This is a genomic window from Streptomyces sp. Ag82_O1-12, assembly GCF_900182715.1.
GTDB lineage: Bacteria > Actinomycetota > Actinomycetes > Streptomycetales > Streptomycetaceae > Streptomyces > Streptomyces massasporeus.
This window is the reverse complement of the sequence record NZ_FXUW01000001.1, coordinates 6,689,933-6,703,355: the sequence shown is the minus strand read 5'-3', so window position 1 is coordinate 6,703,355 and position 13,423 is coordinate 6,689,933. Positions and strand designations below refer to the sequence as shown.

Sequence of the window (13,423 nt, the reverse complement as noted above, 5' to 3'; positions counted from 1 at the left end):
CAGTGGGGTCACCAGCCGACCCGACCCCGGAGGCAGCCATGACCAGCGCCGCGCCCCCTCCCCCCGCCCCGCCGGCCCCCGGCGACCGGACGCCCGACGGCTCCGGTTCGGGCGGTTCCGGCGACCCGTGGGCGGCCGGGGGTCTCGCTCTCGGCGGCATCCTGATGGTCGTCTACGGCCTCTTCGCGGTGCTCCAGGGCATCGCGGCGATCGCCGGGGACGAGGTGTACACGAGCTTCGGCCAGTACTCCTTCGCGTTCGACCTGACCGCGTGGGGCTGGATCCATGTGATCGTCGGTGTGCTCGTGGTGGTGGCCGGGCTCGGCCTGTTCACCGGAGCCGACTGGGCCCGGGTCGCGAGCGCGATCGTGGTCGGCCTGGCGTTGATCGCGAACTTCCTCTGGCTGCCGTACCAGCCGTTCTGGTCGATCATCATGATCGTGACCGGCCTGTTCGTCCTCTGGTCGGTGTTCAACTACCGCTCCTCACGCCCGGTGTAGCACCGCCCCCGGCCGGTCAGGACGGCGGCGGGCGCCGGTCGCGCTCGGCGACCACGCTGTGCAGCCGGCGGGTCAGCGCGGTGGCCGCCGCAGTGAGGAAGACGAACGTGTACACGATCTGAGCGACGGTCACCAGCCGGGCCTCCTGTCCGCGCGGGGTGATGTCGCCGTAGCCGACGGTCGCCAGCGTGACGACGGTGAAGTACAGCGCGTCGACCCGGGTGTCCAGGCCGGTGAACTGGCCCGGCTGCCGGGCGAGTGCGTAGTAGCCGGACGAGAACACCAGCACCGCCAGACACATCAGCATCGAGATCATGATGCCCGAGCGGGCCTGCGGTCTCTCCAGCACGATGTCGCGCACATGGCGCAGCAGCAGCGCGGCGACGAGCGCCAGGCAGATCACGAACAGCGGCCAGCCGAGCCAGGGCCGGTCGGCGCCGAGCCCTTCCAGCGGCAGCAGGAAGTAGGCCGTGCCGGCCGCCACGAGCAGGGCTGCGGCCCCGATCCGCAGCCGGCGCACACCGGCCGACCCCGATTCCGGTTCCCGCTTCCGCGCGCGGTGGCGGGGCTGCTCGCTGCCTTCGGGCATGGGTCCGGTCTACGTCGCATCGGGGCAGGACGCGACCCCGGTGCGTCCGTCGGTGGGGACGGGGAGCGGACCCGCAAACCTCAAATGTTGCTCTGAAGGAGGGCGGGGCGCGGTTCGGGGGCCGACGGCTGGGCCATACCCCCCTCACGTTCGAGGAACGGGTCGGGTGGAGGAGGGGACGATGGAGCGACTGGGGACGGGCATCGGGTGGCGGCCGGAGATCGCGGACGCCGTGGAGCGGATGCCGGGGATCGACTGGGTCGAGGCGGTGGCCGAGAACGTCTGCCCCGGGCACCTGCCCGACTCGCTGCGGCGGCTGCGCGAGCGCGGCGTCACCGTGGTGCCGCACGGCGTCTCGCTCGGCCTCGGGGGCGCGGACCGGCCCGACGCGGGACGGCTGACCGCACTGGCCGAGCGCGCACAGGCATTGGGCTCCCCGCTGGTCACCGAGCACATCGCGTTCGTACGGGCGGGTGGGTCGCTGACGGCGTCCCCGCACCTGGAGGCGGGCCATCTGCTGCCCGTCCCGCGGACCCGGGACGCCCTGGACGTCCTGTGCGAGAACGTACGGATCGCGCAGGACGCGCTGCCGGTGCCGCTGGCCGTCGAGAACATCGCCGCGCTGATCTGCTGGCCGGGCGAGGAGATGACGGAGGGCCAGTTCCTCTACGACCTCGCCGATCGCACGGGCGTCCGCCTCCTCATCGACGTCGCCAACCTGCACACCAACCACGTCAACCGCGGCGAGGATCCGTCCAAGGCCCTCGCGGAGCTCCCGTTGGAGGCCATCGCCTACGTCCATGTCGCGGGCGGTGTCGAACGCGACGGCATCTGGCACGACAGCCACGCCCACCCGGTCCCCCGGCCGGTCCTCGACATCCTCACGGACCTCGCCTCCCACGTCTCGCCCCCGGGTGTCCTCCTCGAACGGGACGAGAACTTCCCGGAACCGGCGGAGCTGGAGAACGAGCTGAGCGCGATCCGCCGGGCACTGGAGGCCGGCGCCGTCGCTCGCGTGAAGACGGAACTCCGCTCGGCCGCCGGCGCGACTGCCGCGCAGCGGACGGAGCCCGAGGACGTCGGGGCCGAGCTGTCCGGGGAGGCCGGTGCCGGACGGCAGGAGCGGACCCGCGGCGGCGACGGTGAGCCGCTCGCCGGGGTCCGGGCCACGCGGCGGGAGGGCGCCCGGGGTGCCCGCGGCGAGGCACCGGCAGGGGCCGGAGCCCCACGGCGGGGCGAGGAGACCGGGGCGGCCGGGGCGACACGGGGCGCCTCCGGCCTGCCCCCTCAAGAGGGTGCCGACGAGGCCCGCCAGCGGCTCGGGCTGGCGCAGGCGGCGCTGCTGTCGGCGCTGGTCGCGGGGACGCCCGTGCCCGAGGGGTTCGACCGGGCGCGGGTCGGTGTGCAGGCGCGGGCGCTCGCGGCCAAGCGGGCGGACGTCGTGGCGAAGGTCGCCCCCGAACTGCCGGTGATCCTCGGGGAGGAGTACCGCACGGCGTTCCTCGGCTACGCCCAGACCCACCCGATGACCGACGGCTACCGGCGTGACGCCCTCACCTTCGCCGAGCACCTGCTGTCCACCGGGCGCCCCGGGGACACGCGGGCGCGGCGGGAGCTGCGGGAGTGGTGGCTGGAGCGGTCGGGCCCGAAGCCGCGCTCCCGGCGGCCCGTCCACCGGCTCGCCCGTGCCACGCGCAGGGCGCTGCTGAGGCGTTGAGAGAACGCGCCCTGGCCGTACTCTCACGCACCGGTCGGTACGACGCCTCTCACCCTCGTCTCACTCCTGCCCCGGGCGTGACCCGTCGGGGGCGGCAGCCTTCTTCTCCGGCACCGCGTCGCCCGCCATGGCCTCGCCCCGGCCGTAGTGGTGCGTCGTGAACATGTAGATCAGTCCCGTACCCAGCACCACGGCGCCGCACAGCAGCACGATCCAGTTCTCCCACCAGGACTTCTCCGGGCTGCGGGCCCAGCAGATGTTGATGATGGCGAGGATGCCGTAGGCCAGCGCGGCGATGTTCACCGTGAGGCCCCAGCGGCCCAGGGTGAACTCCCCCGCCGGTTTCCAGCCCTTGAGCCGGGCGCGCAGCGCGGCCAGGACCACCATCTGGAACGAGCCGTAGATGCCGAGGATCGCGAACGAGACGATGTTGGTGAGGGCGTCCTCGGAGAGCAGCGAGGCGAAGGCGATGATCAGCGGCACCGCCGCGGACACGAACAGCGCCCAGCTCGGCACCGCGCGGGCGTGGGCGAACCGCCGCAGCAGCCGGTACCCGACGATCATCTCGTCCCGGGCGTAGGAGTAGATGAGCCGCCCGGCCGCGGCCTGGAGGCTGATCGTGCAGGACAGGAAGGAGATCAGCACCACGGCCATCACCAGCCGCGCCCCGGTCGTGCCCATGGCGTCGTACAGCACGGCCACCACCGGGTCGGCCTGCTCGCCCGAGATGATCGCGTTGAAGTCCGTGACCGACAGCAGCAGCGACATGCAGGTGAACGTGGCCGCCGCGCCGCCGATGTAGATGGTGCGGCGCATCGCGCGGGGGATGACCCGGCCCGGGTGGGCGACCTCCTCGGCGGTGTCGCCGCACGCCTCGAAGCCGTAGTACTGGTAGAGGCCGATGATGCCGGCTGCCAGGAACGCCGGCAGGTAGGAGCCGTCTCCCTCGACCCCGTAGGTGTCGAAGATGACGCCGAGGCCGTGGTGCCGGTGGGTGACCAGCAGGTAGACGCCGACGACGAGGGCGCCGATGAGCTCGCCGGTGAAACCGATGAGCGCCGCCGCCGACAGTGCTTTGGTGCCCATGTAGTTGATGAGGATGGCGACGACGATGAGCACGGCGGTGCACAGCACGGTGGTGTGCACGGTGGCTCGGAAGCCGAAGAGGATGGCGATGTAGGGGCCGGCACCGTAGGCGACGGAGGTGATGGTCACCAGCAGCGCCCACATGTACACCCAGCCGGTCATCCACGCCCAGCGTTTGCCCCACAGCCGCCGGGCCCAGGGGTAGACACCGCCCGCGATCGGGTACTGGGCGACGATCTCGCCGAAGATCAGCGCGACGAGGAACTGGCCGCAGCCGGCGACCAGGAACGCCCAGATCATCGGCGGTCCGCCGTCGGCGATCGCGATGCCGAAGAGGGTGTAGGTGCCCACCACCGGGGAGAGGTAGGTGAAGCCGAGGGCGAAGTTGGCCCACGGGCCCATGTCCTTGCGGAACTCGGAGCCCGGCTCCGCCGAGGGCACGCCGGACGCCGGCGCGGGGGGCTGCGTACCGGTCACTGCTGGGACCTCCGATCCGCGGTGATCAGGTCGGCGGCCCGCTCGGCGGCGAGCAGCACGGTCACCATCGGGTTGATGGTGGGCATCGTCGGGAACACCGACGCGTCGACGATCCGCACGCCCTCGAAACCGCGCAGTCTCAGCTCGGGGTCGCAGACGGCCGCCGGGTCGTCCGCCGCGCCCATCCGGCAGGTGCCGGCCGGGTGGTAGACGGTGTGGGCCACGCGGCGGCCGTACTCCGACAGGTCGGCGTCGGAGACGACGTCCGGGCCGGGTGCGACCTCGCGGACGAGCCAGTCGCGCAGCGGGTCGGTCGCGGCGACCTCGCGGGCCACCTTGAGGCCGTCCACGATGGTGCGCTCGTCGTGGCCCTCGGGGTCGGTGAAGTACCGGAAGTCCAGGGCCGGGTGCTCGGCGGGGTCGGCGCTGCGCAGCCACATGCGGCCGGTGGAGCGGGCCCGCGGCACGTTCGGCGTCATGCACACCCCGTGCTGCGGTACGGGGTAGCCCAGGCGTTCGGTGTTGACGGTGAACGGCACCTGGTAGAAGTGGAACATCAGGTCGGGGCGCGGCTGGCCCTTGTCGCGGCGCAGGAACAGGCCGGCGTCGGAGTCCATCGCGGAGTTGGGCGGCAGCGGCCCGGCGGTCTCCCAGACGATCACGGACTCGGGGTGGTCCAGCAGGTTCTCCCCGACGCCGGGCAGGTCGGCCCGTACGTCGATGCCCAGGGCGCGCAGGTCGTCGGCCGGGCCGATGCCGGAGAGCATCAGCAGGCGGGGGGTGTCGATGGCGCCGGCGCACAGCAGGAGTTCGCGCTCCGCGCGCACGGTGGCCGGTTGGCCGTCGGCGCCCTGGACGGCGACGCGGGTCAGCCGGCCGGACTCGTCGGTGAGCAGCCGGTGGGCCCAGGTCTCCAGCCGGAGCGTGAGGTTGGGCCGGTCGAGCACCGGGTGGAGGTAGGCGACGGACGCGGAGGAGCGCAGGTTGCCCTCCGGCTGGTAGGCCAGCGAGAAGAACCCGGTGCCGTCGGCGAAGGGTTCGGCGTTGAAGTCGTCGACGACGGGGACGCCGAGGGCGCGGGAGGCGGCGGTGACGAAGTCCTTGGCGATGGGATTGCGGTCGGCCTCGGCCACGGGCACGATCTGCGTGAGCAGCCGGTCGCGGTAGGGGAGGATCGTCGCCGGGTCCCAGCCGGTGCAGCCGTGCTTCACCCAGTCGTCGAGGTCCTGCGGCAGCGGCAGGAAGCTGATCAGGGTGTTGTGCGAGGAGCAGCCGCCGAGCACCCGGGCGCGGGAGTGCAGGATGTGCGAGTTGCCGCGCGGCTGCTCGACGGTGGTGTAGCCGTAGTCGAACTCCGAGCCGAGCAGGTTGATCCAGTTACGCAGGCGCAGGATGCGCTCGTCGCCGACATCGCTGGGGCCGCCCTCGATGACGCAGACGCGGCAGTCGGGGTCCTCGCTGAGCCGGGCGGCGAGCACACAGCCGGCGGTGCCGCCGCCGACGATGACGTAGTCGTAGGCGGACTCGGCGCCGTGCGCGGGAGTGGTGGCCATGCGGTGCCTTTCTTCGGTGGTCGTCGTGCCACGGGCGGACGGTGGGGGTGCCTCTGGTCAGCCCTTGAACCAGCCGGAGGGGGCGGGGGCGAGGTTCTGGTAGATGTGCTTGGCCTCCTGGTACTCGCGCAGCCCCGTGGGGCCGAGCTCGCGTCCGACGCCGGAGCGGCCGAAGCCGCCCCACTCGGCCTGCGGTACGTAGGGGTGGAAGTCGTTGATCCACACGGTGCCGTGCCGCAGCCGCTGGGCGACGCGCTGGGCACGGCTCGCATCCGAGGTCCACACGCCGCCGGCGAGGCCGTAGCGGGTGTCGTTGGCCAGTTCCACCGCCTCGTCCTCGGTGCGGAAGCGTTCGACGGTGACGACCGGGCCGAAGACCTCCTCCTGGACGATGCGCATGGACCGGTCGCAGTCGGCGAAGATCGTCGGCAGCAGGAAGAAGCCGTCGGCGAGGGCGGGGTCGTCGGGGCGGGTGCCTCCGGTGACGAGCCGGGCGCCCTCCTCCTTGGCGACGGCGATGTAGCCCTCGACCTTCTCGCGGTGCTCGGCGGAGCTGAGCGGGCCGCTCTCGGTGCCCTCCTCCAGGCCGTTGCCGAGCCGGATCGCCCGGGCACGCTCGGCGTAGGCCTCGACGAACCGGTCGTGCAGGGAGTCCTCGACGAGCAGGCGTGAACCGGCCGAGCAGACCTGACCGGAGTGCAGGAAGGCGGCGTCGAGGGCGTAGTCGACGGCGGCGTCGAAGTCGGCGTCGGCGAAGACGATGTTGGGGTTCTTGCCGCCCAGTTCCAGGGCGATGTTCCGCGGCCCCTCGGCGGCGGCGGCCATGATGGCCCGGCCGGTGTTCAGGCCGCCGGTGAAGGAGACCAGGTCGACGTCGGGGTGGCCGGTCAGGGCCGCGCCCACGGTCGCCCCGGAGCCGAGCACGAGGTTGGCGACGCCGGGCGGGGCGCCGGCCTCCTCGATGAGCCGGATCATGGTGATGGTGGTGAGCGGGGTGGTCTCGCTGGGCTTGAGGACGAAGGTGTTGCCGGCGGCCAGCGCCGGGGCGACCTTCCAGGAGGCCTGGAGCAGCGGGTAGTTCCACGGGGCGATGAGCGCGCACACGCCGATCGGCTGGTAGACGACCCGGCTGAGGACGTCCGGGCCGACGTCGACGACCCGGCCGCCGTCCTTGCCCGCGAGTTCGGCGAAGTAGCGGAAGGCGTTCGCCACGTCCTCCACGTCGATGCGGGCCTCGGTGAGCGTCTTGCCGGTGTCGAGCGTCTCGGTGCGGGCGATGTCCTCGCGGTCGCGCAGCAGCAGGTCGTGCACGCGCATCAGCAGGTCGGCGCGGCGGCGGGAGGGGGCGCCCGCCCAGTCCTCCTCGGCGAAGGCGCGCCGGGCCGCGCGCACCGCGCGGTCGACGTCGGCGGCGTCGGCCTCGTCGACGGTGGTGACGACCGAGGCGTCGTAGGGGTTGACCACCTCGCGCCGGCCACCGGCCGCCGCCTGCGTCCACTCGCCGTCGATGTACAGCTCACCCACCGCGGGGCCTCCTTCGCGTCCGGCCGGAGCCCGATCGGCTCGACGGTCAGCAACATGGCCCATCGGGCGGGCGGCGGCCACGGGGCACACCGCCGCGACGGCGTCCGGGCGGCCCAGAGGACCCGGGTGGGCTAGTCGCCCGGCCCCGGGCGGGCGCACCCGAGTGTGCCGGGGCTAACACCCGGATGACGTGCGAGGCATGAGGTGGAGTAATTCTTCCTCTTTGCGCCAGTACGTCTCTCATCTTGTATCCCGCATTTGTCCCTGCTCACCCCCGAACCAACCATTCCTCCCTGTACGGCAGTTGACGTAGACCCGGAAGTAACATGTCAACCCGGCACCCGGAGCGCACTAGCGTGCGGTGCCGTATCAGGAGGCACCACCATGCGACCGCGACCCCCCGTAAAGGGCCGAGGCGTCTTCAGTGGCACAGGGCTCATCGTCACGTGCCTGGCGGCGACGCTCGCTGCGCTGGTCTTCCCGCTCTGGTCGTACACGGACCAGCCGGAGGCCGCGCCGGACGTGCTGAGCGCCCACACCCTGCAGACGAGTTACGGCCCACTGTCCGGGCTCGACCAGGACTTCCTCACGAAGGTCCGGCTGGCCGGGCTGTGGGAGCTGCCGGCGGGGCGCCAGGCGCAGTCGAAGGGGACCACGCCGGCCGTCCGGACGGCGGGCCGGCACCTCGTCGAGGGGCACCGGTTCCTGGACGAGCGGGTCCGCGACGTCGCCGCCCGGCTCGGTCTCACCCTGCCCGACGAGCCCAGCGAGCAGCAGAGGCAGTGGCTGGACCGGCTCGACGGGGCCCAGGGCGAGGACTACGACCGCGAGTTCGCCACCATCCTGCGGCTGGCGCACGGCAAGGTGTTCTCGGTCGTCGCCCAGGTCCGCGCGAGCACCCGCAACTCCCTGGTGCGCGAGCTCGCCGACGACGCCAACACGACCGTCCTCGACCACATCAAGGTCCTGGAGGCCACGGGTTACGTCGACTTCGACGCCGTGGCCCGCGATCTGGCCGGCGGCGGCGCTCCCCCGGCCGCCGGCCCGGGAACGGTCGTGCCGCCGCCGTCGTCGCCCTCGCCGGACTACACGCTCCCGCCGCCCGCCTACAGCCCGCCACCCGACTGAAACGGAACGTCACATACCGGCAACACTCCGTCCGGATTGTGAACGAGGCATGGTGTTTTCGGGACCGTGTCACATACAAACAACATATGCTCTGGGTTCTTTTCCTGCTGGCGGCCTGGGCCGTGGCCGGCACGGCGTGCACCCGCCTGTGTCTGGCCGCCGTGCGCGCGGCGGCCGTGGACGCGGACACCGGCCGGGGGCGTGAACTCACGCTGTACGAGGCCGCGTTCCTCTCCGGCGGCCCTCGACGGGTGGCCGACGTGACCCTGGTCGCCATGGCCCGCCAGCGCCGGCTGCTCCTGGCCCACACCGGCTGGGCGACGGTCGTCGACCCGCGCGGGCGGGACGAGATGGAGCGGTCGGTGATAGGGGCCATCGGCCCCGAGGGGCAGTGCCGTATCGCACCGGTGCGGGCCACGGCCGCCGCGGCGGACCCGGTGCGCGGGATCGCCGAGGGGCTGGTGCGCGCGGGGCTCGCGGTGCCGGACAGTGCCCGCACGACGGTCGCCACGGCCGTCCGGCAGGTGCGCGTCGCGGCCGTCGCCGTCCTCGGGCTGGGCGTGGCCGCGCTGCTGACGCCGCTTCCGCCGGACATGCCCAGGCACCTGGTCGCCCTGTGGTTCGCGCTGCCGCTCGCCCTGACCCTGAGCTGCCTGGCCGTCGCCCGGGTCGAGATCCACCCCTACTCGCGCTGGGCCTCCCCGGCCGGCCAGCGGCTGCTCGGCGCGCTGACCCACACCGCGGACGGCGCCGCCGACGACCGTACGTACCTCACCTCGGTGGCCGTGCGGGGCGTGCGCGCGATCGGCGAACCGGATCTGCGCGCCGCGTTCACGCACCGCGAGTCGCACGACTGACCGCCCGGGGGCGCCCGGGGGCATGGGGCCCGACACCGGCCGACGGTGCTTGCCTTCCCCGCCGCCCGAACGAAACATCCCTTTCGTCGCCACCGTGCACCGAAGGGATACGCGATGAGAGCCGCCCTCCTCTACTCGGCCGCCGGGTCCTTGCTGCTGAGCACCCTCGCCGGGGCCCCGGACGCCGAGGACCGGACGGGCGCGGCCGAGCTGCGCGGCACCGCCGTGGCCGCCGCGCGCGCGAAGGCGGCCGGTGTCGACTTCGGCCCCTGCCCCGACGCGCAGGACCTGCCGGGCCGCATGCGGTGCGGCACGGTGAGCGTCCCGCTGGACTACGCCCGCCCGGACGGCCGGCAGATCGAACTCTCCGTCAGCAGGGCCCGGGCCACGCGGAAGGACCCGCAGAACGACAAGCACACGGTCCTCCGGCAAGGCGCCCTCGTCCACAACCCGGGCGGTCCCGGTGCCACCGGCCTGTACTTCCCGCTCATCGGCCTGCTCCCCGAGTGGAAGCGGATCGCCGCCGCGTACGACCTCGTCGGCTACGCCCCGCGCGGGGTCGGCCGTTCGGCACCGCTGTCGTGCAAGGACCCGAAGCAGTTCTTCACCGGGCCCTCGCAGGCGCCGGCCCACCCCTCGGAGGCGTACAAGAGGCAGCGCATCGCGAAGGCGAAGGCGTACGCGCGAGGCTGCGCCGAGCGGAACGGCGACGCGCTGCGGCACTACCACTCGCTGAACAACGCCCGCGACCTCGACGTGCTGCGCGCCGCGCTCGGCGAGGAGCGGCTGACCTTCATGGGCTCGTCGTACGGCACCTACTTCGGTGCCCTGTACGCGACGCTGTTCCCCGCGCACGTGCGGCGGATGGTGTTCGACTCGGTGGTCCATCCCGGCCCCGGGCGGATCTGGTACCGCAACAACCTCGCCCAGTCGGCGGCGTTCGAGGACCGCTGGCGGGACGTCCGGGAGTGGATCGCCCGGCACGACGACGTGTACGGGCTGGGCGCGACGGAGCGGGAGGTGCTGCGCGGTTACGAGCGGGCGAGCGCGAGGCTGGCCGCCGAGCCGGCGGGCGGCAAGGTCGGGCCGGGGCAGTTGCACGGAGCGTTCCTGCAGGCCGGCTACTACGACGACCAGTGGCCGCACCGCGCGCACGCGCTGTCGGCGTACCTCAAGGGTGATGCGAAGCCCCTGATCGAACAGATGGAGCAGCACCCGGAAGCGGCGGCCGAGGCGGAGAACTCCCGCGCGGTCTATGTCGCCGTCGAGTGCAACGACGCCCCCTGGCCCACGGACTTCAAGGTGTGGGACCGGGACAACACCCGGCTCGCGCGGGTGGCGCCCTTCGAGACCTGGGACAACGTGTGGGCGAACCTGCCGTGCGCCTACTGGCGGGTCCCCCGGCAGCGACCGCTCGACGTCGGCACCGGGCCGGGCGAGCTGCCGCCGACCCTCATCCTGGCCGCCGAGCGGGACGCCGCAACGCCGTACGACGGCGCCCTCGAACTCCACGACCGCCTGGCGGGCTCGGTGCTGGTGACGGAGCGGGACGCCGGCGCCCACGGGCTGGCGGGCGGCCCGAACGCCTGCGTCAACGGGCACCTGGAGGCGTATCTGCTGGAGGGCCGGCTGCCGGGACGCAGCGCGTGGTGCGCCCCGCACGCCGAGCCGAAGCCGACGGCCCCGGACCGGTCCGGGGCCGGGCGACGCATCCGCTGATCAGGCCAGAGAGGCGACCAACTCGGCGATGTCCTTGCGGCGGCCCGTGTAGAACGGCACCTCCTCGCGGACGTGCATACGGGCCTCCGAGGCGCGCAGGTGACGCATGAGGTCGACGATGCGGTACAGCTCGTCGGCCTCGAAGGCGAGCATCCACTCGTAGTCACCGAGGGAGAACGAGGCGACGGTGTTGGCGCGCACGTCCGGGTAGCCGCGGGCCATCTTGCCGTGGTCGGCGAGCATGCGGCGGCGGTCCTCGTCGGGCAGCAGGTACCAGTCGTAGGACCGCACGAAGGGATAGACGCTCACGTAGTTGCGGGGCGTCTCGTCGGCGAGGAACGCCGGGATGTGCGAGCGGTTGAACTCGGCGGGGCGGTGCAGCGCCATGTTCGACCAGACGGGCTCCAGGGCGCGGCCCAGCTTCGTCCGGCGGAAGAGGTTGTACGCCTCCTGCAGCGCGTCGCTGGTCTCCGCGTGCCACCAGATCATGAGGTCGGCGTCGGCGCGCAGGCCCGAGACGTCGTAGGTGCCGCGGATGGTCACGTCCTTGGCGGCGAGCTGGTCGAACAGCTCCTGGACCTCGTCGGCGTACCCGGCGCGGTCCTCGGGGAGGACGTCCTTCAGCTTGAAGACGGACCAGAGCGTGTAACGGATGACCTCGTTGAGGTCCTTGGCCAGCTTGCCCTTGTTCGCGATGCGGTCGGGCGCGGCGCTGGAGGCCGGGGTGGAGGCGTCGTCACTCATGCCTCTCATTCTCCCGCTCCGCCGTGCAGGCTCTGCACCGGGTGGGCGGTGAGCTCCTCCACACCGCCCGTGTCGCCGTGGACCTGGTCCACGGCCGCGTACGCACTGGCGATGCAGGCCGGGATGCCGACGCCGTCGTACGGGGCGCCGCAGACGGCGAGGCCGGGGAGCCGGGCGATGTGCTCGCGGACGCGGGCGACGCGGGCGTGATGGCCGACGGGGTACTGGGGCAGGCCGCCGTCCCAGCGGGTGACGCGGGTGGCGACGGGCGTGGCGTCCAGGCCGGTCGCCGCCTTCAGGTCGTGCCGGGAGACCTCGACCAGCTCACTGTCGTCGCGCTGGAGGATCTCCGTCTCGCCGTACCGTCCGACGGAGGTGCGCAGGACGACCAGGTCCGGGTTCTCGTCGGCGATCCAGCCCCATTTCTGCGAGGCGAACGTGGACGCCTTGATGGTGCGCCCGTCGACCGGTGGCACGAGGAAGCCGCTGCCGTCGGGCAGGGCCGTCTCGTCGCGGCGGTAGGCGAGGGTGACCAGGGCCATGGAGGCGTACTCGACGGCGTCGAGCTCGGCGGCGGCCCCGGGGGTCTCGGCGCGCAGCAGCCGGGCGGCGACGGGGGCGGGCGCGGCGACGACCACGGCGTCCGCGCGCCACGCGCGCTCGCCGGAGCCGACCTGCCAGCCGCCCTCGGGCGTGCGACGCAGCTCCGTCACCGGCGTCCGGGTGAGGATCTCGCCCCCGCGTGCCCGGACCGAGTCGGCCACCGCGAGGGGCAGGGTGCCGATGCCGCCCCGGATGCCCATGAACACCGGGCCGCTCTGCTGCGCGGCGGCCGCCTTGGCCTGGAGCTCGCGGACCCCTTCCGTCAGGGAGGTGTGGGTCCGGGCCACCTGGAAGAGCTGCGGGACGGCCGAGCGCATGGAGATGCGGTACGCGTCGCCCGCGTACACCCCGCCCAGCATGGGCTCCAGCAGGCGGTCGACGACCTCGCGGCCGAGGCGCCGCGCCACGTACTCCCCCACCGCCACGTCGTCGCCGACCTCGGTGCGGGGCAGCTCCGCGTCCCGCTCGATGCGGGCGAGGCCCTCCTCGGACAGCACACCGGCCAGGGCGGACGCGGTGCCGGGCACGCCCATCACATGCCCCTTGGGGAAGGGGCGCAGGGCGCCGCGGGTCCAGAGCGAGGCCGTGGCGGTCGCGGGGGGCCGCAGGCGGTCGGCGAGGCCCACCGCGCGTGCCAGCGCCACCGCCTCGGGGCGGCGGGCCAGCATCGACTCGGCGCCGAGGTCCACCCGCGCACCCGCGACCTCGCCGGGCAGCAGCTTGCCGCCGACCCGGTCGGACGCCTCCAGCACGGTCACCCGCGCCCCGCGCTCCAGCAGCCGGTGTGCGGCGGCCAGTCCCGCGATGCCCGCCCCGATGACGACGACCTGCCCTTGAACTTCGCGCATGCCCCCAGCCTCTCAGACCCCACCGACAGCGCCGCCGCGCCCCGGTGTCCGCCACGAGTCCCGACCGTGACCGCATCG

The 13,423-nt window shown here is 73.2% G+C and carries 11 protein-coding genes; 5 read left to right on the top strand and 6 right to left on the bottom strand.

Going from position 1 to position 13,423, the window contains the following annotated elements; genetic code table 11:
• The first annotated feature begins 38 nt into the window (after positions 1-38).
• Positions 39-500 (top strand): DUF7144 family membrane protein, encoded by a 462-nt coding sequence (locus QOL88_RS30605; protein ID WP_097221509.1) that lies wholly within the window; start codon positions 39-41, stop codon positions 498-500.
• 16 nt (positions 501-516) lie between these two features.
• On the opposite strand, the gene QOL88_RS30600 is transcribed toward QOL88_RS30605, so the two are convergent.
• Positions 517-1,089: a potassium channel family protein gene (locus tag QOL88_RS30600; RefSeq protein WP_097221508.1), complete on the bottom strand. Its 573-nt coding sequence runs from the start codon at positions 1,087-1,089 to the stop codon at positions 517-519.
• A gap of 181 nt (positions 1,090-1,270) precedes the next feature.
• Here QOL88_RS30600 and QOL88_RS30595 point away from each other — a divergent pair, with 181 nt between their 5' ends.
• The gene (locus tag QOL88_RS30595; RefSeq protein ID WP_097221507.1) at positions 1,271-2,806 is read left to right on the top strand and encodes an MbnB/TglH/ChrH family RiPP precursor modification enzyme; all 1,536 of its coding nucleotides are present in this window, start codon (positions 1,271-1,273) and stop codon (positions 2,804-2,806) included.
• A gap of 60 nt (positions 2,807-2,866) precedes the next feature.
• Here the strand turns inward: QOL88_RS30595 and QOL88_RS30590 are convergent, their stop codons facing one another.
• From QOL88_RS30590 to QOL88_RS30580, 3 genes are read right to left on the bottom strand one after another with little or no spacing between them, the layout of a single operon-like run.
• Positions 2,867-4,369 (bottom strand): APC family permease, encoded by a 1,503-nt coding sequence (locus QOL88_RS30590; RefSeq protein ID WP_097221506.1) that lies wholly within the window; start codon positions 4,367-4,369, stop codon positions 2,867-2,869.
• Positions 4,366-5,922 (bottom strand): GMC family oxidoreductase, encoded by a 1,557-nt coding sequence (locus QOL88_RS30585; RefSeq protein ID WP_097221505.1) that lies wholly within the window; start codon positions 5,920-5,922, stop codon positions 4,366-4,368. Before QOL88_RS30585 ends, QOL88_RS30590 begins: the two co-directional genes overlap by 4 nt.
• Positions 5,923-5,979: 57 nt before the next feature.
• Entirely contained in the window at positions 5,980-7,446 is a 1,467-nt protein-coding gene (locus tag QOL88_RS30580) for an aldehyde dehydrogenase family protein (protein WP_097221504.1), read from the bottom strand.
• 384 nt (positions 7,447-7,830) lie between these two features.
• Here QOL88_RS30580 and QOL88_RS30575 point away from each other — a divergent pair, with 384 nt between their 5' ends.
• The 3 genes from QOL88_RS30575 (at position 7,831) to QOL88_RS30565 (ending at position 11,150) form a co-directional block, all read left to right on the top strand.
• Positions 7,831-8,574, top strand: a complete 744-nt coding sequence (locus QOL88_RS30575) for a DUF4142 domain-containing protein (protein WP_097221503.1) — start codon at positions 7,831-7,833, stop codon at positions 8,572-8,574.
• Positions 8,575-8,660: 86 nt separating this feature from the next.
• On the top strand, positions 8,661-9,431 hold the full coding sequence (locus tag QOL88_RS30570) for a TIGR04222 domain-containing membrane protein (protein WP_097221502.1): 771 nt from the start codon (positions 8,661-8,663) through the stop codon (positions 9,429-9,431).
• Positions 9,432-9,545: 114 nt separating this feature from the next.
• Positions 9,546-11,150 (top strand): alpha/beta hydrolase, encoded by a 1,605-nt coding sequence (locus QOL88_RS30565; protein ID WP_097221501.1) that lies wholly within the window; start codon positions 9,546-9,548, stop codon positions 11,148-11,150.
• Here QOL88_RS30565 and hemQ read toward each other — a convergent pair whose 3' ends face one another.
• Entirely contained in the window at positions 11,151-11,894 is a 744-nt protein-coding gene (hemQ, locus tag QOL88_RS30560) for a hydrogen peroxide-dependent heme synthase (RefSeq protein WP_097221500.1), read from the bottom strand.
• Positions 11,895-11,899: 5 nt separating this feature from the next.
• Positions 11,900-13,345: a protoporphyrinogen oxidase gene (gene hemG, locus QOL88_RS30555; protein ID WP_097221499.1), complete on the bottom strand. Its 1,446-nt coding sequence runs from the start codon at positions 13,343-13,345 to the stop codon at positions 11,900-11,902.
• Between the last annotated feature and the right edge of the window lie 78 nt (positions 13,346-13,423).